This is a genomic window from Rhodanobacter sp. FW510-R10 (assembly GCF_058781105.1).
In genome coordinates, this window is the sequence record NZ_JBYSWL010000002.1 from 99,843 (window position 1) to 119,667 (window position 19,825).

Consider the following 19,825-nt stretch of genomic DNA (forward strand, 5'->3'; position numbering starts at 1 on the left):
GTGCGCGATCCCAAGCAGCCTCAGCTGCCATCAGAGCCTGGCCTTCGCCAGCCATGCGTGTGCGTGCGTGCGCCCATTCCCACGGGAATGACGTGACCCCCGACGTATGTACTTCGATCCTCGCACCCCGGACAGCTCCGGATGGTGTCGCGTGGATCGTGGTGTGCTCCTGTCTCGCGTATCGCCCGATGTGACCTTTGGTCACCGGCACCCGCAGGCACGCAACACCTCCGCAGATCATGCCTTCGGGCAGCGCGCTTATCACGGCGACGTCTGCGCAGTCTTCTATTACCCCGAGGGTGCATCGTCATCCTTCGGGATACGCATGTGCGCTCGGGAAGTTTTTTTCCTTCCCGACGTGCCACGGGGAGGTTTTTTTCTTTTCCCGTTCGGCACAGCGGGCTTGGAGCTCACCATGCGTTACATCATCGGTATTGCGTTCGGTCTGTTCGTCGTTGCTCTCGTGGGAAAAGCTGTTCACGGTGCAAAGGCGGCTCGCGACCTCGCGGATCATCAGGTCTCCTGCACGGTTAGCGTGCTGGCCTACGCTCGTGGCAACACCGCGTCCATCGACGCTCGCGTCGATGCCGCAGCCAGTGGCGTGTCGCCAGTCGACAGCTGCAGCAAGTAGCCCACCCACTCCGGGACACACGGTACGCCGTGTGTCCCGGTGCAGGGCTGATCCCTTTCCCTCGTCTTGAGGCGTCAAGTCTCCTCCCAAGCCGCTGCGCTGCGGCCGTTTGGGAGGGGACTTGGCCCCTCAACCGACGGAGATACATCATGGTCATTTCGCAAGACAACGAGCGCCGCAATGGGCTTGCTCGACCGACGGCAGAGGAGCTGATCCGCCGTTCGGAAAAGAGCATCGAGCCGGGCGCGATCATGCGCTGGGCGCGTCGCGCCGGTTTCATGGAGAACATCCGCGAAACCGTGCCGATGGCGCCTGCCGCATGACGCGAGGCGCAACGCTTGACCCCCAAACACCCGGTAGGTGACCCCTGCCGGGTGTTTTTCCATGCGCGCACCGTGCGCGACGGAGGAGCGACGTTGTCGAAATCAGGTTTTCGTGGCAATCGCCACCAAAAAGGCCAGTGGGAGCCTTCAATTCCCGCATCACCTTCTCGTCGTCACCAGGGCTGTTCTACTGGGACGGCAGAGACCATCCGCTCGACGCAAGACGAGCCACCGACTGATTGGGAGTGGTCCATGACCGCGATCAATGACACCAACACACACACCATGTCTGGATTTTTGAAGGAGGACGCACAGTTCCTGGCACCGTCGCAAGACGACGCCAATCCCATGTACCGATGCCGTTTTCGCATCGGTTGCCGCAAGTCCTACCGCGTCGGTAGGGACGTCCGCACCAGGGTGACCTGGTTCAACGTCAAATTCAGTGCATCCGAAGGTGGGCATGCCTACTTCGAGGAGAAACTGAAGAAGGGCGCTCGCGTCCTGATCGTCGGTGAGCAACTCGTCGACGAAGAGGACGGCCCCGCTGGTCGCCGCTACTGGCAGTTCATCCGTGCCCACACGGTGAACGTGCTCGTGGAGGCGCCCGCCGAGGAGGTCACGCCGCCGGTTCCCGAGGAACCCAAAGCCGAGGCCGCACCGCCCCCCGAACCGTCGCGCCAACGACAAGCTGCACCGGAACCTCGTGCTCAGGCCCCTCGGCCGCAGCACGGCGGCAAGCACACACCACTGCGGCCATCCCGTCCGTCGCGCGCCGACGGCAAGGATGATCAGGCCACCCGCAACCGGGCAGCCTGCATTCCGGAGGACGGCTTCGAGACGCACTTCGAGCCGGTCAGCTGGTAACCCTTCTACCCATACGCCCTGTCCGGGCATTACACGCAGTCGAGTAAGGACACCAGGTTCGCCTGGGCTCGACCAAGGAGATCACCATGCAAATTACCCGTGGCCTGTTCGCAGGCATCACACCCGCTGAGGGCGAGGTTCGCGCGATCTACGATCGTGCCGGCCAACCGGTGCTTCGGGACGGCGTACCTGTTCAGTCCTTCGGCGTGCATCAACGCACGCCGTACGTGCTGGAGAAGTTCTCACCGCTCGATGGCTACTGCATTGACGTGGTGGCCGAATCCGGCGGTTTCGATCTGCCTGATCCGGACACGCTTGTGCCGGACGGACAGGGCGGACAGCGGATGGCCAACCAGCCGACGGTGAAGTTCACGGCGCGACTGATCGACCCCAACAACCGCACGCTGGCCACGGCCAGCTACCTCAAGGTCATCAACAGTCTGTCTTCCCACCAGGAAGGCGAGACGTTGGCCCGAGGGCGGCTGTACGAGGCACTGGGCCTGCCTGGTGCCTCGGGCGAGATCGAGGTAGCCGTTCCCGCGATACAGAAGGCTGCAACGAAGGCCACCACCGCTTCGGCGGTTGCCATCGGAAGCGGCACGGCACACCTGCCTGCGAAGGCAAAGGAGATCCTCGCCGAGGCCGAGGCCGAGGCTTTGGCCCCGGCCGATGCGAAGGATGCACCGGCAAGCCAGGACACGTCGTCCGCGCCTGCAACCACCGTCTCGGCGGTTCCGGCGGCATCACAGCCGGCAGCGCCAGCGGCAACGGCGGCAACCACCGATCCCGAACCGGGCGACACCGCTCTGAACGGGGACAAGTTGCAGCCGGCGCTGGTCCGACAGGCGATCTCCCGCGCGCGTAGCAAGGGCGTCACGCTGCCCGCACAGTTCGATTCGGCAGAGCACCTGCGGGTGACCTATCGGGAGCTGTGCACCACCACCCGCAAGCCCACGCCAACCACCACCGCCGAGGAGGAATGAGTATGTCCGCAGCAACTGCGCCGCAGACATCCGTGACCACCTTGCCGGTGGCCGAGGATGTGGTTTACCTCTCGCACTCCTCCAGCACCTTGATGGAGAAGTGCCCTGCCGCGTACGCCTACCGTTATCGGGATCGCCTGCAGTCGCAGGCGGAATCGGTGAATCTTGGCTTCGGCAGGGCGTTCGACGAGGCCGTGTCTGCCTTCCTTGTGGGGGACGTGTACGGCCACGACGTCGACGTCGTGTCGGCGTTCACGGAGACGTATACGACATGGGCCTCCGAGCACGTGGTTGAGATCAGCACGCGCTGGAAGGGCCAGGAAGCCATCGTCGAGACGGGAGAGCTGTTGGTTACCCGCTTCGTCGATTGGTGGAAGGACTCGGGTTTCAGCGTCATGCTGGATCGCGAGGGCAAGCCGATCATCCAGCGCGAGCTGCGTGTGAAGCTTCCGAGGAACGTGGTCTACACCGCGATCCTCGACCTGATGGTCATGACACCGGAAGGGCAGGTAGGCATCATGGACGTGAAGACGCCCAGTGCCGATTGCCCGGAAGGGTTTGCCATCGCCTCGGGACAGCTGACCGGCCAGCAATTGGTCGTCGAAGCGCATGCCGAAGAGCTCGGGATCGAGCGCGTCGAGAAGCTAGGGTTCTTGAACGCGATCAAGCGTCCCGTGCCGACCAGCAAGCGCGGCGAAGGCCCGGTCATCGCCCCCGTCCACCTGGTCGATGCCCGCACGCCGGAGCAGATCGAGGAGTACATCCAGTCTCGCCTGTGGGTCGCCGACGACATCCGTCGGAAGCGATTCGCCAAGCGCAGCCTGGATGCCTATAACAGCCCGTGCAGTCTATGTGAGTTCAAAAATTTCTGCCTTTCTGGCGCGCGCGACGGCCTCATCGTCCGCCCGCCGCGTAAACGGCAGTGATAACCACCCCCAGGCGACGACAGAAAACGCCGTTGTCTGGAACCTCCAATTTCGCCACTCTTTTGAGTGGCCTTTTTCGAGCACACCCTGTCGGTGTGCTGGAACCAGGTCATTTACGAGGCATGCCATGACCACGCTCAACGTCCATGATCGCCACGCGGTTCTGCGCCCTTTGCCCGGCGCAGTGACCGTTGCACTCGTGCGCTGCTTTGGCAACGACCCTCACCCCTCCGATGACGAGAGGCAGGCGGCCACGACGGCGCTGATGGATCTGCGCGACCACCAGCACTGGCTGGCCTGCGCTTGTGCCGGCGAGGATGCTGATCCGCCGCCGCTGATGGCGCCGCGCCTTCGGGAAGGACAGATCCATGTGTGGCGCCACGGCGAGACGCCGCACGCCGCCGATTGCCCGTTCTGGGTCGAAGCCAGCCAAGCGGAAGGAAAACACGAGGGGCCGGCGCCAACGGCGGTCGCCAGTACCGCGGCCGGGCCTTGGCTGCTCCTGCGCCAGCCGGCCAGCGATGTCTCCGCACCGGCGCCAAAGACATCCGGCGAAGCGCCGCACAGCACCGCCAGCAACGTCCCTGCGATCGCGCGTCTTCTCTTCACCGCACTGACCGATGCGGACTACACCGTCGTATCGCCCGACGACATTGTGACCGCGCGCGACCAGCCCGCTCGCAGTCGGCTCAAGGATTCGTATGCCGGCCTCGATGCGCTGCGTGGGCGCGAGGTCGCACCCGGACTGCGCTTCCGCGATGTTGGCTGCACGTACCTGCCGGCTTTGCCGAGGCTCTTGCACACGATGTCCGGTTTGGAAGCGAAGTTCCCGGCCAACCTGCGGCCTCAAGGCCTGTTCGTCGGGGTGGTGCACGAGGTGGCCAGGGTCTCGGCGAACGAGGGCCAACTGGTCTGGCAGGGCGGCGCGGAGAACCGCGCCGCCGTTGTCGGCGTGCGAGGCAGCGTCAAACTGCCGGGTCGCACGTCGGGGCAGCAAGGGCCGTATTGGGCGATCGCGCAGGTCGCCAAGCCCAAGGGCGAGAACCGCTATGTCGTCGTGAACGCCTACGCGCACCCGTGCCTGAGTAAATCGGTACTCCTGCCGGTGGACAGCGCGCTCGAGCGCGAAACCGCCGAGCTCTTGCTGGCCCAGATGACGTACTGGGCGCGCGAGAACGGGCTGGGTCTGAAGGTGCAGTTGGAGAAGCCACTGTTTCCCGAACTGTTGGCCGATGGCACCGCCTGCCACCCCGACTTCATCTTGTGGCTCCCTGATCGTAAACGCATCCTGGTCGAGACGATGGGGATGACGAACGACCCGGACTATCTCGCTTCCAAGGCGCGCACGCATCCGCGCATGCGCCAGCTCCCCGGCGTGATTGCTCTGGTGGAACATCACCCTGGTGACGACCCGGTCAAACTCCAGCGCATGCTGACAGCCATCGTCGCGCGGAACGCCAAAACCCATTGACAGGTTCTGGCCGACTGGATAGCGTTACGACAGCTTTACGAGCGGTGCGCAAGCACCCTCTGGTGACGAGGCCCACCTCACGGCCGAACCTGTCCTTCGAGACAGCCACCCAGTAACACCTCTTTTTGCCACGGCGCCTCGCCGCGGCTCATTGCGTTTCACCACCTTGCCAGCCGGGACGATCATGCCCGCGCGGGCATGCGTCTGCATCGGCGGGTCACAACCTCCCCGCCGTGCCACGGGGAGTTCCATCTTTCTTACTCGGTCGGCACGCCGAGCTGGAGATACCCCATGTCACTTATGACGCCTGACTTCGACTTTGCTTCCTTCACGACTCTGGATAACGACGAGCTGTTGCAGCGACACGCCGCCCTCGATGAGGTGCTGCATGTCCTGCGCGGCGAGACCACGGCTGTGAAGGCGCAGTCGTATTTCGAGGCCGCTGAGGGCGAGATCCTCACGCGCGCCGTCAACGGCAAGTTGCGCTTTGCACGGAACCCATCCCGACACCTGGCGGGTTGAGCGACCACCACCACCCACGCGGGTCACTCCCGCAGGGGAGTGATCCGTCGTTCAAGAAGGAAATCCTATGAGTTACGAACGCAAGCCGCGGCAGGACGAGCTGTGGAGCGACGGCGCCGTTACGCGAAAAATGGCCGAGGCCATGATCCTGGTGATTTTCGGCGACACGCCGGACATCAAACGTGGCCTGGCCATCCTGATCGACGTGGTGCGCAGTGATCTCCGCATCGCCCGCCGTGTAATGGCGATCATGGAGGCCACGCCCAAGATCATGAGCCAGTGCCCGGAACTGTACGAGGAGTGCCGCGTGCAAGTTGCGCCGGTGCTAACAACGCCCCGCAAGCACTGACACGCCGGCTTCGTCGGCCAGCTGCGCCATGAGCCCGAGCACGATGAAGTGATCGGGCCGTGTAGCCGGTGTCATCGCCGATCGCGCTTCTTCGATCCACCGCGCCAGTTCCTGAGCGGACAGGATCGGAGGGACGTCAGGTCGCACGAACGCACCGAATAGTGTCCGCTCGGCGGCATCCAGTTCCAGCAACCCATCATCGCGTCGTTTCAAAAAGGCAGGCCTCCATGCGGGGCGCCAAGCCTACCGACACGCCGCCCACCCAGCAACCCAACTCAGCCACGAGGCAACGCGGCTGTCCACTGAGGACTCACCATGATCCACCAACACGACACGTGGCAACCTACGGGCGATCAGCTCTGGGAGGTGAAGACCACCGCCCAGTACCTGGAAGAAGACCACCGGCCGCACGGCCTCTACATGGCCGTGGTTGCGCGCGAGAAGGGCACGATGGGGTTCGCCCCGTCCTTCGTGCACGGCCCGTATGCAAACACCGATGCGGCCCTCGCGGCGGCGCCGGCGGCGATCAACGCGTGGATGGCCTACTACGCGATCGTCAGCCAGATCCCCGAGATGGAACCGGCCACGGATTGACCCAGCACCTCTCCCACCCGGGAGAGGTCTTTCCCATGCGGCGCTCTGCATGGGAAAGACCTTTCCACCTGCGTTGCAGGTCGAAGCTACGCCGAAGCTCACAGTCGGCACACCACCACCCGCCCACGGGCTCCTGCCCGTCGGGCAGCGAGTCCGTCGGGCGCTTACCCCGAGGAATCGTCATGCACACCGTAAACACGACCCCACGCATCGAGCGCCGGCACCTCCACCTGCGAGTGGATGTCCAGCATCTCGAGCACGAGATCGACGCGCTGTGGCCCGGCATGGGCTACAGCATTGCCTACCCCGGGCAGGCCGTCCGCCTGAGCTTCCTCCTCGAAGAGGTGACCGGGCAGGCACCCACCTGGACGCTCCATGCGGCGTTGCCGCAGTACCGACAGATGCAGACGTTCTGCTATCGCTCCATGGACACCGTTCGTAGCTACCTCACGGTGGGCGAGGCCGGTGCCGGGAATGCGATCCTTCCGGAGGACTACATCGCCATGCACCGCAAGGCGCTGGCCGATGCCCTCACGGGACGCGAAGCGCTAGAGGTTCTCTCTGGCCTTCGCTTGCACGCTTCGTTTGCCTACTACGACGGAAAGGACGGCCCCGACCAGGCATGGTTTGCCGCGCGTGGCTGGACCCCGACCCGTCGTGGCGATGGTTTTGAACTCGACATGGCGCTTAGCCAGGCCGCGTCCGGAGCCGACCTCGAAACGGACGCCTTCGGTCTGGTCAAGATCGCAGACCTGAGCCACTCCACCGTCACCCTCGACCCGGTGAGCCAGCAACGGCTGACCGAGATCACGGCGCCTGCCATGGCGTCGCTGTTCTAACCCTTCCTTCCACCACCCCTCGCCGGGCACGATCACTGCCCGCATGGGTGTGGCGTGCTCGGCGATCACCTTGCAGGAGATCACCATGAGCAGTTTTCTCGAATATCGCCATGCGGCGATCGTCGTCGATACCACCGCCGTCGCTGCCGGCGTCGAGCTCCCGGAGAACGTTCCGGCCAAGCTCTACGTCGTCCTCGTCGAAGGTGGCGACTCCAACGTCACCACCATGAAGCGGGGCATCGACGGCCGCGAGCGCGAAGTCCTGGCTCGCACGTGGATGCTGGCTGTACTGGGCGGCCACGATGACGTGATGGAACGCGTCGCGAGCATGTCGGCTTCCGCCGAAAGCGGCGGGGTCTGCATGGGCACACGTGGCCCATCAGGAGACATCATCGCTGAGCAGTACATCCGGAAGTACCGCCGCCTGCTCACCAACGCGACGGGCGGATGGGACGGCCTGATGCCCCTGTTGCACGCCAAGGTCGTGCTGGATCGCGCCGATGACGCACTGACCCAGACGGCGTTCTTCCAGTCCCTCGCTAATGAGGGACGCATCGAGCCCTACTCCTACGAACGCAAGGCCATCCGGCTCACGCCGCAGGACAATGACGCGGACAACATCATTCAGATGCTTGCCCATGTGCATGCCTTGGCCCGCGCTTTCCCGGAACTTTCGGTCACGCTCAATGACCTGGGCTACGTCGATGCGCTTCTGCCTAACTACCAACGGCGGGCGGCGTAAGCGTCACAACTTCGCCGGCGCGAAAGTGTCGGCAACCTACCTGTACCAACCACCCCCACACGCCACGTGCCTTGCGCCGTGGCGTTTCACTTCGAGGAATCCATCATGACCCATACCATCCGACTGCAGGCAGACGAACGGGCCTTGTTCCAGAATCTCCGCGAGGCATTCTCGCCGGCGAGCGTCTACGGCGAGCTGCTCCAGAACGCCCGCCGGGCTGGCGCTACGCTCATCGAGGTGACCTTCGACGGCGAGACGTTGTCCGTCGCCGACAACGGCCACGGGATCGAGGACCTGCAGCAGCTGCTGCTCAAGGCAACATCCGAGTGGACAGCAGACGTGATCGAGGAAGACCGGCCGTTCGGTCTGGGTTTCCTTGCCGCGGTCTACGCATGCGATTCGATTCGGGTCGCCACGCGGACGGCCAACAACAGCGGCCAGGGCTTCATTGCCATGACCGAACACGTGCTCGCCGGCGACGTCGTCGCTGTCGTACCGGTCACCCGGGAAGAAGCGGGGACCACGGTGACGCTGTACGGGTTCAAGACCCAAGGCGTGGATCCCGCAAACCGCGAGTATCAGTCCGCACGCGTGGCGAACCTGCTTGCCAATGCGGCACGGGGGTTCCCGGTACCGGTAGCCTTCAACGGCACGCTTCTGCCGCGACCGCACGCCGTGGACGACTCGTTCATCACCACAAGCATCGGCAAGGTTCGCCTGAGCCTGTCCGATGCCCTGGGCACGATCTACGTCCAAGGGCTACCGGTGGAAGCCGATCGTCACCGGGGGAGCATGACGGTGATCCATGCCGATCGCTCGTTCCGCGCACGGCTCCCCGATCGCTTGCACCTGGTCGATGCCGCCGGCGCCCGCCGGCGCATCAAAGAGGGCCTGACGGAGGCGGCGCAGGAGACTCTGCGGCGCATCAAGGCAACCATGGAGCCCCGGGTCTTCCTGAAGCTGCACGCGGTGCACTGCGCCACGTGGAACTGCAAGGAGCTGCTCGACGACGTGCCATTTGCCCTGGGCGAGTGGTTCGTGGACTGGCAGCAGCGCCGCCCGGGCTGGACGACGTGCGAAGACGAGCGTCCCGTGCTGGACGGAGTCCTCTCCCAAGAGGAAATCCTGGCCAGGGGCGTGGTACTCCTTCCCGATGAAGATGGTGCAGTAGCGCAGGCGTGGACGGCTGCCAGCGACCGCTTCACCTGGGAGACCACCGCCTACGTCAGCCAGAACCACTGGCTGATGAAGACGGCTACCGACGTGCAGGACGACGACACCTTCCAGGTAGAGATCGACGGAGAAGGGCGTTCGCAGCTGGTTGAACTGACCGACTACCTCGTCCGGTGTTCGGCCGTCGAGCGCATCTGCATCACGCACGTCGCCACGGGCGAGGCGCATGACGTGGACATGCTCGTGCTCGCCGACCCTCAGGAATCGTGGCGAAAGGTCATCCACGTCACTAAGCCCGGGGCCATCCTCCAGGGCATCCGCCTGCTGAGCTCGTTCACCGACGGGTCCGACGTATGGCAGGACAGCGAGGAGGACGCCGACGTCGCCAAGCTGGAAGCCGCTTACGCGGAACTGGTGGCGACATCGCCGGAGCACCTCCTGGAGATGCGCCTCAAGCGTGCCAACGAACTCACCGACCAGTCCCCCCGCTTCGCCGGCCGCAGCTTCATCGTGTGCTTCGACGAAAACGGGGCGCTGCAGGGGATCAAGGCGGCCGCCTGAGGGCGACACCTTCGACGCAAGTCATTTGCGTCATCACCAACCGACCAGGGGCTCATGCCCCTGGTTTTTTTTTGCCCGCAGTTGTGATACATCTACACCATCGAATCCCACTCCTCTGGCGATCTCGATACGGTTCCTACCTGCGTTGCAGGTAAACCCACGCTGAGGGTCACAGTCAGCACGCAACACCACCCACCCGGCCGGGACGAGATCCCCGCCCGGGGACTCCTCTCGGCCTTTCGCCAGAGGAGTTCCACCCATGTTCACCAAGACTGCGGCCCGCTGGGCTGCACGCTTGCGCACGCCTGTCGTGGTGCGCGCCCGTCGTATCGTCGCCTCCGTCCGGACGCGACGCAGCCGCACCCCCACCATCACCGAGCAGCAGCAGGCAGAGGTTTGCCAGCTTCTCCTGTTCGGTGACGGTGGTCGGGCCAAACGCGATCGCCAATCCAAGCCCAAGACCAAGCGCGTCAAGGGCTGCCAGTACCGCCTCAAGCTCTCCTTCCGCGCAACGCCGCGGAAGATCGCCTACCGGGCTCACGCTCGAAAGGAAGAGGAGGTCAACGGCTACACCTGGAGCGAGGACGGCATGTACCGTCTGCACTCCATCCTCCTGAATGAAAGCCTGCAAACCTTGCGGGCGATGTGCGAGCGGAAGTCGGTACGAGCCGCCGAGATCATCGCCTGGATGTTCCGCGGCAATCCAGCGGAAACCTTCTCGTTCGAGGAGTGCTGCCGTCTGTTCAAGATGGAGCTTCCCGACCCGGAAACGGGCGAACTGGTCGATGTTGGCCAGCAAGACCCGGACGTCCTGCGCAATCAGGCGCGTCTGTGGATCAGGAAGGCCTACGGTGCGGAACTGCCGCATGCGAAGGTACTGCGCCAGGCTATTCTCGATGCCGAAGCCGGAAACGAGGATGCCGTCGCGTGGATCCTCTCCGATCAGGAGGCGCCGCTGTCCTTTCGTGAGTGCGTCGATGCTCTCGGGTTCGATGCCGAAGACGCACGGAAGGAAGTGAGGCTGAAAACCACCATCGTTGACCCGCTCGAACGCGGTATCGACGAAATCATCGACCGAATCTTCGGTCAGTCCTACCAGATGGCTATCGCCGTCTGACCACCCCAACGGGGAGACCGCTCCCCTCGGGGGCGGCCTCTCCTTTTTTTCTGGAGAGACCCATGTACAACACCGCCCTCAACACGATCACGGTGAGCGACGCCGTCCTCGCCACGCAACAAACCGAGTTCCCCGAGCTGTACGAGGCGAACGCGATCGAACAGCGACGCTACAAGGTCGCCACCACCGATCTCGGCAAGCTGGGCCTGGACGCCTACGCCGGCAACGGCGTGTACGTCTACACCGGCACCGAATCCCACCCGCACCTGGCACCACTGAATCCCGACTATCAGTTCGACAACGTCGACCTGGATCGGATGATTACGGTGTGCTTGAACCGCGAGTGGGAGCGCCTTCCCTCGGCACCGCGCCGTGGCCTGCTCATCATGGGGCCCAAGGGCACCGGCAAGTCGACCTACCTCGAACAGCGGCTCGCCCGCCAAGGCATCCCGGCAGCACGCATGAGCTGGGGGCCGAACATGACCTCGGCCGACTCGGTCTACTCGCGCACACTCGTGGGCGGGGACATCGTCGTCGAACCGGGCTCGCTGTGGCAGGCGGCCGAAGGTGGCTATCCGGCCATCATCGAGGAGATCGACCTGGCGCAGCCGGCTGAATTGGCGGCGCTCAACGACCTGATCGACCGCGGCCGCTACACGATCCCGGAAACGGGTGAAGTGATCGTGGCCAAGCGCGGCTTCTGCGTGTTCGCAACCTGCAACTCCATGTTCATGGAGGACCGGGCGGGGGGATACGCCGGCACCCGGCAGCAAAACATCGCTGTGCTGGACCGCTTCTTCAAGTTCGTGATGGAACATGCGAGCAAAGAGAAGGAGGCCGAGTTCATCGCCAAGTTGTATCCGGAGATGGACGCCGACGTGGTGAACGGCTATGCGAGGTTCATGGACATGATCCACAAGGCCGCTGACCCGATGTCGGGCTTCGCGGACGGCAAGGGTTTGACGCACCGCCTGTCGCTGGACTTCGGCCGGCGCAACCTGATCGACTGGCTCGATCTGACCTCGTCGTTCGAGTACCTGGAGAAGCCGGGCTTCAATGTGCCGCTGTACGCACTGCGCCCGGTCTACACCGCCGTCCTCACGGACGCCGAACAGGCCACAGTGCACGCGCTGTACGACCTGGTCTTCGGTACCGCGGGGAGCAAGTGATGATCAGGCTGTACAACAGGCAGTCTGGACAGCACGCTCAGATCGAGGTGAAGGAAGATGGATCCGTTCTCGTCCAGGAAGGCTCCAGCCTCAACCGGATGAAGTCAAAAACCTTTCCGCCAGCACTGGTGAACGAGCCCACGGGCTCGTTCGTCACCGCACGGGTGGAGGAGTTTTTGGCGCGCGGGTTCTACTTCATCATGGACGACGACGCCGGCAGCCAGGGCACGCTGAGCTTCAAGATCCGGGGAACCCTGGAGCTGGAAGGGCTCGTGCAGGCCTTGCGTCTCCTTAAGCTGGAAGAGAGGGAGCTGTCTGACTTGGCTCTGGTCGAATCCAGTTGGTGGGTGATTGGTGGGGCGTCGGTCGCATTGGACACGAAGTTCAACGATCGCATCCTCACCTGCGAGGTTCCCGCAGCTTATGCGGCGGGCGCTGGATTGCTCTTCGCCTTGACCGCGGGAACCGACGTCGATGTCAGAAACCTCGACGGCGATCCGTGGGAGATGAGAACCCTGATCGCGCAAGCGCAGGCCAAGGGGATGGTTGACGAAGCCATCCTCGAACGCCTCTACGCTCTTCGCGCCCTGCAACGTCCGATTCGCGTCGGCGCCTGCTTGGGTAACCGTAGAACCGGACTTCGCATGACCATGTGATGTCCACGGAAGACCGGGTGCCGCAAGGCACCCGGTTCCTCCGGTCCACCGCTTCGCCGTGCACATCCCATGAGTGTGCACCGTCAAGCCGTGGCGGAGCCTTTCGCAAGCGTCGCTTGCAGAAACCCACGCAGGGGGTCACAGCCTGCACACCACCACCACCCCGTCCGGGACACACCTCCCGTTCGGGGGTGAGTTCTGGCCGGTTACACACCAGAGGCTCACCACCATGAACAACCCCGCCGAAACCAACGTGCTCCCTGCGGAGCACCTGGTCATCATCAACTCGAACCTGCGCGTCTGGAGCGGTACGGTCAAGGTCGAACGCGACCAAGATCTGCCGGACGTCGACAAGGACAAGATGCCTCCCAAGGCGCTCATGTCCGACGGTCGCAAAGTGCTCGTCGACCCCAAGGAGCTTGCCGGTATGGAAAGCGTCCGCAAGGCCATCGAGCGCTTCTTGAAAGCCGAAGGATTTTCGTTCGCGGGTACCGGCATTGCCGTGTCCTCCGATCGTGCTTCGGAGTTCATCGACGCCCTCCCGGGCTTCGAGGGCGACTTCCAGCAAGCGTTGGATAAGCTAGTCGCACGGCTGCCCGAGGCGTACCAGGAACAGGAGGAGAAGTTTCCCGACTGGGCCTTCATCCTCGCGCAGTCCCGACCCACCGAAATGCAAGTCCGCAACCGCTGCAAGTTCGGCATCTCCATCTTCCGGATGGCGGCGCCGGATGGCGATAACCCGGGAAGCCTGGCTAACCAGCACTACCGGGAAATGGCCGAGCAGGCGTTGCCGGACATGCTCCAGTCGATCCAGGACGGCGCGGAGAAGCTGCTGACGAAAGTCAAAGGCAAATCGAAGCTGCTCCAGTCGCAGTTGGACGGTATCCGCAAGCTCGTCAAGAAGCTCAAGGCCTTCGCCTTTTTGCATCCCGACGTAGGCCCGGCTGCCGACTCGCTGCAGGACGTGCTGGATCACATGCCCGTCCAAGGCACGCTCAACATGACCAACACCTACACAGCCGTGTCGGTGCTGACCGAGTTGGCGAACCCCCACCAGCTGCTCGCCAAGGGCAAGGCCTTGCTCCAGGACTACCTGGAAGAGGCCAAGCAGACGTCCGTCCAACCCGAGCTGGCCATCCCGGCCATGCCCGAAGAAGCGGTCGTTACCGACGCAGCACCTTCTGTCGAACCCACCCCGTCGTTCCCCGGCCGTCGCCGTGGTCTGACGCTCACCCTGTAAGGAGTTCCTACCATGCACGTTCAAGAGCACAAGAAGCTCTTGCGTGATCTTTTCCTCGGTGCCGCTCTGCGGCCCGAGGACATGATCCGCTCTGCGAAGGCAGCGCTCGGCTCCCTGCCGATCCTCGCCAACGCACTGACCACCAGTGGCACCAAGCGCGTCAACGTCAAGTACGGACACACGCTCGGCGCCACCGATGGGCAGACCATCTACCTGATGAACCTTCCCATCCCGGGCAACCAGACGGACATCGACACGTTCGTCCTCATGCTCACTCTGGCCTACGGCCTGTTGCATCACGAAGTCGGGCATATCAACTCGACCGATTTCGTGGCGTTCCGGCAGTCGGCGATGGGAGACCCACTCACCCACCGCATCCTCGGCGTCATCGAGGACATCCGCGAGGAGCATGCGCACTTGCGCCAGTACCCCGCCGCCAAGCCCTACCTCGACGCGCTGAACAACGCGATGTTCGTGACAGGCCACTATGCGGACGTGGGCGATGGCGTGCCGCCGGTCGTGGCATTGACCGGCTACCTCGCGTACCGGTGCTGGTGCGACTACCGCGGTGTGGGGTCGATCGTGCTGCACGCCCAACAGGCCGAGGCCGTCGTCAGGAAGTTGTTCTCCGATCGCTTCATTGATCGGCTGGACGCGCTCCTGCCGCGGATCAGGTACCTGGGTGATACGACCGACGCCGTCCAGTTGTCGGCAGACATCCGCAACCTGGTGGTAGCCGAGCTGGAGGAACGGAAGAAGGAGAAGGAAGCGGCCGACCAGGCCAACGCCATTGCCCAACCCGATCCGTCAGCAACGCCGCAGGATGCGGACGAAGACGAAGGCCAGGACGGTGACCAGGCGGATTCCTCGCCATCGCCCACGGGCGACGAAGAGGAGGAGGCCAACGCTACCGAAGAAGATCCGCAGGACGACGCGGACAACACCGACGGCACCGACGACGCTGAGCCTGCAACACCATCGCAGGCGTCCAGTGATGACGGGCAGGGCGACGAACTCGCCCAGATCATCGCCAACCTCGAAGCCGTCAACGCAGGTCAGGACATCGACCAGGCGCTGGGGGACAAGAGCGACGCGATCGCCCAGGTGCTCAAGGAGCTGGCCGACGAACTCGACAAGAGTTCCGAAGGCACCGTCTCCCTCGCCCAAGCGGCCGAAGCCAAGGACGTGACCCAGCCCAGTGGCGACATCGAGCTGGTGCACACGCCCTACGACATGGCAAAGGCAACTGCGGTGACGGGCCAGCTTCGTATGAAGTTGGTATCCGAGATGCAGGCGCTTACCCAGCGTGACGTGGCGGTTCGCGATCGGGGCCGGAGGATCTCCAACCGGCACTTGTCGCGCATCGGCACCGGGGACGGCCGCATCTTCCGTCACCAGTCCGAAGTCGTCGAGGTCGACACCGCCGTGGTTCTGGTGACCGATGTTTCCGGTTCGATGAAGAGCGACAACCGGATCGGCACCGCCTGCCAGGCACTCCACGCCACCACCGTTGCCATGGCCGGCATCGACGGCGTCCAGTGTGCTGCTACCGCGTTCCCGGGTAACCACGTGCTCAAACCGTTCGGCTCGGGTGCGTTCAAGCACCTGGAGAACTTCCACCTCGCAGCCGAAGGGTGGAGCACGCCGCTGGATGAGGGTGTTCTCCTCGCGCATCGCATGCTTCTGGGCCAGAACGTCGGCCGGCGCATGATGATCGTGTTGACCGATGGCGAACCGGACAGCCAGGCGGAAGCCGAGCTGGCGATCGTGGCCGCAGAGGTTGCGGGTATCGAAGTCTTCGGACTCGGTATCCAGACTGATGCAGGCCGGGATCTGTTCCGGCACTGGCACTCGATCACGGACGTCGCCGAGTTGCCGTTCGTGCTCCTCAACCTGGTCAGGTCGCGCTTGCTCAAGGCCGCCTGACGCACTGGTGCTACCTCTCTCCGGCAACAACGGGGGGAGGTAGCGCCGGCGCATTTTTGAGAGGGCATCGGGAAGGGCATCCTTCCTCATGCGCTTTCCGTGGCTTGCCACGAAAGGTAATCGGAGCCTCACAGTCCGACACACCAACCGACGGCCATGCCGTCACTACCCACGCGGGAATCCAAGCCCGCCAGGGCACGGTTCCGCTCATCCCGAGGAGACACCATGCCCTACAACAAAGCAACGCGAGGCACCCCATTCACCACGGCCAACTGAAGGAGGCTTTATGAAGACGAAAGAAGAAGCCCGCCGGGAGGCGTATGAGCGCGAGCGGGAGATCACCAACACCCTGCTTCGCAATCTGCGTGGTCGTTGGGGAGAGGTGCTCTCGGCACTTATCCCCGGCCTGCAGGCCGCGGTGGATGCAGGTCATCGGAAGAAAGTCCAGTGCCCCATCTCCGATCACGGTGGTGGGAAACGCGCTTCCGGTGCATCCGACACGGCACCCAACGCTTCGGCACCGCGCCGGCGCGTGGAACCCGACTTCCGGATCGCCAAGGACTTTGACGCGACCGGCGGATGCCACTGCACCTGCAACAACGAAATGGGCAACGGCTTCCGCGTGCTCATGGCACGCTTCGGCTGCAGCTTCATGGAGGCCAAGCAGATGGTCATCGACCATCTAGGCGGCCGCACCACCACGAACCACCTACCGCCGCCGACACCGATCAAGGCACCGAACAAGGAGGAGATCGCCCAACAGGACGCGCTCATCCGAAAGCGTCTTGAGCGGACATGGAACACCACGTTGTCGCCCAGCGACGCGCGCTCCGAACCGATGCGCAACTGGTTCGAGGCACGTGGTCTGGGGAGTCCGGAAGGGCTGAACAACCTGCGATTCCACCCGGCGCTGTCGTACGTGGATTACGACACCGGTGAGTACCTGGGCAAGTTCCCCGCACAGGTGGCGTTGCTGCAGCACATCGACGGCACGCCGGTCACCCTCCACCGCACCTACCTGTCGCCGGACGGTCGCCGCAAGGCGGACGTGCCGATGGCCAGGAAGGCGGAAAGCCACACCTCCGACCGCGATCCTTGCGGCGCGGCGGTGCATCTCGACCGACACACACACCGTGTGCTGGCCGTGGGTGAAGGTCTCGAATCCTCCGTCGCTGCAAGGCGGCTGGTGGAGGACCTGGGCATTCCGATGTGGTCGACACTGGACGCCAACGGCATGCGTAACCTCATCCTCCCCGACTGGGCGGAGATCGTGGTGGTCTTTGGCGACCGCGATCGCGCCATGGCAGGGCAGGCATCCTCGTTCCAACTGGTCGAGGCAGCTCGTCGGTCTGGGCGGCGCGCGACGGCACTCCTGCCGCCGTTCGCTATCCCGGAAGGCGAGAAGTCGATCGACTGGGACGACGTTGTGATGACAATGGGCGTGGAAGCGGCTCGCGCCATCATGCAGCTCCAGCAGTGGCGTTCGCGCCTGAAGCAGGTGTTGCGTGAAAGCGGGCGCATGCGTTCACCCAAGGAAGTGCGGGCGTAGCCATGCTTCGCGACTACTCACGCATCGACACCACCCCCGGCGCGGTAGGCGAGAACGCCATGTTCTCGCCGCCCGCCGGCTTCGATGGAGACACGAAAGCGTACTGGGCATGGTTGAAGGGGAACGAGCAGGAACTTCGGTTCATGGCGCACTCCTTCACCGGCCCACACCGCTGCCTGACTCTGACCGTGGTCGGCCCCTACGCGGAGGCCTTCCAGAAGGCATTCCGCAAGGTATGCGACCAACGCGAGCGGGACATCGCGGCCTTCAAACGCGCCAATACCAAGTAGCCGGCGCCGCCGGTATCAACCACCACCCCGCGGGGCCGCAACGCCCCGCCGGGGCATTGCGTCGCCGCGGGTTTCATCAGGAGATACACATGAACGAAGAAACCCAAGCACCACTGATCGGCATCGCAGGCTTCAAGCGTGCCGGTAAGGACACGCTGGCGCGAGCGATCCGCCAGCTCAACGGCTACGACATCGTCGGCTTCTCCGACGCCATCGTTGCGGAACTCGAGGCCATCACCGGCTTCGAGATCACCGACACGATGAAGGAACAGCCGGTACCGGGCATGCCCGGCGTGACGTTCCGCGACTTGCTCGTCCGCCACGGAACCTACCGCCGCCGCATGCTGAAGTCGTACTGGATCGACAAGATGGCGGCCACGGTGGCCACCTCACTCATCGCCGGCCGCGGCGTCATCGTGACCGGCGTGCGATTGATGGAGGAGTTCCACTGGATCCGCAGCAATGGTGGCCAAGTCATCTGGCTCGACCGCCGAGGCTTCGAATCAGACGGCACCTACACCGAGGCGAACCAGGCCCACGTCTGCGACGTGCGAATCGTCAATGACGGCGACATCGACGCCGTGGCCTGTCGCGCCCTCGACAGACTCCAGAAGCACCGCGAGTTTCTGCGCCGTGCTGCCTGACCCCTGACGCCCTCGTGGCGTCACTTTACTGCCGGCTATTCCGGCGCAACCCACCACCCCGCGGGGACACGTCCCCGCCGGGGGGAGGTGCGTCCGCGGGTTTCGCAACCGCTGGCATTGCCAGCCAAGGAGACCCTATGGAGTTCGTTACTACCCTCAAGGGGCTACTCGTGATCGTCATCGCGGTAGTCCCAGGTTATATTTTTTCAAGAATCCGCCGCCGTTTTGCGATTGTGGAAGAGGCTAAGGACCTCAACCACGCGCTGATCGGCTACTTCGTGCACAGCCTCGTGATGCTCGCGATTGGCTGGGCCGTGCTGGCCCGCGTCGGTCAAGACCCGTCCGCCGTCCTCAAGACGCGGTCGGCGAACGAGCTCGCGCTGCTGCTGATCGGCTCGCCGTTCACCTGGGGCATGACCATCGTCGTCATTCCGACGGTGCTCGGCTTCCTCTCGGCCGTCAGCACCCGCTACAACCTCGTCGCTCTCCCGTTCCGGCTCGCCGGCGCGGTACTGCGATGGCTTACCGAGGGCAAGTGGACGCTGCAGCGGATGTCGCCGCTGCCGACACTCGTGCAGGCTTGGGACGCCGTGTGGCTGCAGCTAAACTCGGGCCAGACGCGAACGGTGATCGTGGGACTGGAAGACGGAACCACCATTGCTGGCGTCTACGACGCACGCAGCGCCACGAGTAGATCGGATCGCTACCCGGACATTTTCTTGTCTCAGGTTTGCGTCTACGATGACCAGGGGCGCATCATTCCGATGGCGACATCGGATGGCGTGTTCATCCGAGGCAGCCGCATCGTGTGGATGCAGCTGTGGCAACGGTCGGAGGTGCCAGATGAAACTGACGCGACTACTGGCAGCAGCCCGCAAGGGGGTGCTGGCCATGCTTGAACAGGATCAGCGGTACGGCAATGCGCCGTTGCTTCTCCCTCGTTCATCGCGCGGTGTGATTGCGCGAGATGCGCGGCTGGCACCCGACACCGGCCTCACCACGGCCGACATCGGCATCGACACCCAGCGCGCCTATCTCCAACCGTTCAATCAGTTGGCGATCAAGGCCGCCCGACACTCGAAGTAACCACTCCAACCCGGGGCCGCATCTGCGGCCCCGGGCATTTTCGTGTTCAGAAAGTCCTGATCCATGCGCCCCTGAGCGGACGCATGGCTGAGTCCTTTTGTCCGGCGCCTCGCAATCCACGCGTGAATTTGGTGGTCGCGAACGGCGTGTTAATTGTCATGGGTAGAACG

General features: G+C 63.9%; 23 protein-coding genes. 22 read left to right on the forward strand and 1 reads right to left on the reverse strand.

The features are described from left to right. Window positions 1–151 precede the first annotated feature (151 nt). From AC3WJB_RS15700 to AC3WJB_RS15735, 8 genes are all read left to right on the forward strand, one after another. Window positions 152–631 (forward strand): hypothetical protein, encoded by a 480-nt coding sequence (locus tag AC3WJB_RS15700; RefSeq protein ID WP_153037840.1) that lies wholly within the window; start codon window positions 152–154, stop codon window positions 629–631. A gap of 149 nt (window positions 632–780) precedes the next feature. Further along, on the forward strand, window positions 781–954 hold the full coding sequence (locus tag AC3WJB_RS15705; RefSeq protein ID WP_161487746.1) for a hypothetical protein: 174 nt from the start codon (window positions 781–783) through the stop codon (window positions 952–954). 252 nt (window positions 955–1,206) lie between these two features. Then, on the forward strand, window positions 1,207–1,818 hold the full coding sequence (locus AC3WJB_RS15710; protein WP_068098677.1) for a hypothetical protein: 612 nt from the start codon (window positions 1,207–1,209) through the stop codon (window positions 1,816–1,818). An 86-nt stretch (window positions 1,819–1,904) separates the two neighbouring features. Then, the gene (locus AC3WJB_RS15715; RefSeq protein WP_153037839.1) at window positions 1,905–2,801 is read left to right on the forward strand and encodes a hypothetical protein; all 897 of its coding nucleotides are present in this window, start codon (window positions 1,905–1,907) and stop codon (window positions 2,799–2,801) included. A 2-nt stretch (window positions 2,802–2,803) separates the two neighbouring features. Beyond that, a complete protein-coding gene (locus tag AC3WJB_RS15720; RefSeq protein WP_068098673.1) occupies window positions 2,804–3,727 on the forward strand; it encodes a PD-(D/E)XK nuclease family protein in 924 nt (307 codons plus the stop codon). Window positions 3,728–3,854: 127 nt separating this feature from the next. Further along, the gene (locus tag AC3WJB_RS15725) at window positions 3,855–5,198 is read left to right on the forward strand and encodes a DUF8535 domain-containing protein (protein ID WP_153037838.1); all 1,344 of its coding nucleotides are present in this window, start codon (window positions 3,855–3,857) and stop codon (window positions 5,196–5,198) included. A gap of 291 nt (window positions 5,199–5,489) precedes the next feature. Beyond that, window positions 5,490–5,720, forward strand: coding sequence for a hypothetical protein (locus AC3WJB_RS15730; protein ID WP_068098669.1), 231 nt, complete (start codon window positions 5,490–5,492; stop codon window positions 5,718–5,720). A 67-nt stretch (window positions 5,721–5,787) separates the two neighbouring features. Beyond that, window positions 5,788–6,069 (forward strand): hypothetical protein, encoded by a 282-nt coding sequence (locus tag AC3WJB_RS15735; RefSeq protein WP_068098667.1) that lies wholly within the window; start codon window positions 5,788–5,790, stop codon window positions 6,067–6,069. Here the strand turns inward: AC3WJB_RS15735 and AC3WJB_RS15740 are convergent. Continuing rightward, window positions 6,046–6,282, reverse strand: a complete 237-nt coding sequence (locus tag AC3WJB_RS15740; RefSeq protein WP_153037837.1) for a hypothetical protein — start codon at window positions 6,280–6,282, stop codon at window positions 6,046–6,048. The two genes, AC3WJB_RS15735 and AC3WJB_RS15740, sit on opposite strands and share 24 nt — an antisense overlap. A 102-nt stretch (window positions 6,283–6,384) precedes the next feature. On the opposite strand from AC3WJB_RS15740, the gene AC3WJB_RS15745 reads away from it, so the two are divergent. The 14 genes from AC3WJB_RS15745 to AC3WJB_RS15810 all read left to right on the forward strand — a co-directional run bounded on the left by AC3WJB_RS15745 (window position 6,385) and on the right by AC3WJB_RS15810 (window position 19,655). After that, complete coding sequence (locus tag AC3WJB_RS15745) at window positions 6,385–6,663, forward strand: hypothetical protein (protein ID WP_068098665.1); 279 nt, start codon at window positions 6,385–6,387, stop codon at window positions 6,661–6,663. Between the two features lie 182 nt (window positions 6,664–6,845). Beyond that, window positions 6,846–7,502: a hypothetical protein gene (locus AC3WJB_RS15750; protein WP_068098663.1), complete on the forward strand. Its 657-nt coding sequence runs from the start codon at window positions 6,846–6,848 to the stop codon at window positions 7,500–7,502. An 85-nt stretch (window positions 7,503–7,587) separates the two neighbouring features. Beyond that, complete coding sequence (locus tag AC3WJB_RS15755) at window positions 7,588–8,244, forward strand: hypothetical protein (protein ID WP_153037836.1); 657 nt, start codon at window positions 7,588–7,590, stop codon at window positions 8,242–8,244. Window positions 8,245–8,349: 105 nt separating this feature from the next. Beyond that, a complete protein-coding gene (locus AC3WJB_RS15760) occupies window positions 8,350–9,978 on the forward strand; it encodes an ATP-binding protein (RefSeq protein WP_153037834.1) in 1,629 nt (542 codons plus the stop codon). A 259-nt stretch (window positions 9,979–10,237) separates the two neighbouring features. After that, on the forward strand, window positions 10,238–11,095 hold the full coding sequence (locus AC3WJB_RS15765; RefSeq protein WP_068098657.1) for a hypothetical protein: 858 nt from the start codon (window positions 10,238–10,240) through the stop codon (window positions 11,093–11,095). A 62-nt stretch (window positions 11,096–11,157) separates the two neighbouring features. Further along, the gene (locus AC3WJB_RS15770) at window positions 11,158–12,264 is read left to right on the forward strand and encodes an AAA family ATPase (protein WP_068098656.1); all 1,107 of its coding nucleotides are present in this window, start codon (window positions 11,158–11,160) and stop codon (window positions 12,262–12,264) included. Continuing rightward, window positions 12,264–12,920 carry a hypothetical protein gene (locus AC3WJB_RS15775; RefSeq protein WP_068098654.1) on the forward strand — a complete coding sequence of 219 codons (657 nt, stop codon included), beginning with the start codon at window positions 12,264–12,266 and terminating at the stop codon, window positions 12,918–12,920. The genes AC3WJB_RS15770 and AC3WJB_RS15775 overlap by 1 nt, the downstream gene beginning before the upstream one ends. 229 nt (window positions 12,921–13,149) lie before the next feature. After that, a complete protein-coding gene (locus tag AC3WJB_RS15780) occupies window positions 13,150–14,160 on the forward strand; it encodes a DUF3150 domain-containing protein (protein ID WP_153037832.1) in 1,011 nt (336 codons plus the stop codon). Between the two features lie 12 nt (window positions 14,161–14,172). Then, the gene (locus tag AC3WJB_RS15785; protein ID WP_153037830.1) at window positions 14,173–16,086 is read left to right on the forward strand and encodes a VWA domain-containing protein; all 1,914 of its coding nucleotides are present in this window, start codon (window positions 14,173–14,175) and stop codon (window positions 16,084–16,086) included. A gap of 286 nt (window positions 16,087–16,372) precedes the next feature. Further along, window positions 16,373–17,635, forward strand: coding sequence for a DUF7146 domain-containing protein (locus AC3WJB_RS15790; protein WP_161487744.1), 1,263 nt, complete (start codon window positions 16,373–16,375; stop codon window positions 17,633–17,635). A 2-nt stretch (window positions 17,636–17,637) separates the two neighbouring features. Beyond that, a complete protein-coding gene (locus AC3WJB_RS15795; protein ID WP_068098645.1) occupies window positions 17,638–17,925 on the forward strand; it encodes a hypothetical protein in 288 nt (95 codons plus the stop codon). An 89-nt stretch (window positions 17,926–18,014) separates the two neighbouring features. Next, entirely contained in the window at window positions 18,015–18,569 is a 555-nt protein-coding gene (locus tag AC3WJB_RS15800; RefSeq protein WP_068098643.1) for a hypothetical protein, read from the forward strand. A gap of 137 nt (window positions 18,570–18,706) precedes the next feature. Then, on the forward strand, window positions 18,707–19,468 hold the full coding sequence (locus tag AC3WJB_RS15805; protein ID WP_068098641.1) for a DUF6338 family protein: 762 nt from the start codon (window positions 18,707–18,709) through the stop codon (window positions 19,466–19,468). Continuing rightward, window positions 19,461–19,655, forward strand: a complete 195-nt coding sequence (locus AC3WJB_RS15810) for a hypothetical protein (RefSeq protein ID WP_161487743.1) — start codon at window positions 19,461–19,463, stop codon at window positions 19,653–19,655. The genes AC3WJB_RS15805 and AC3WJB_RS15810 overlap by 8 nt, the downstream gene beginning before the upstream one ends. Window positions 19,656–19,825 lie beyond the last annotated feature (170 nt).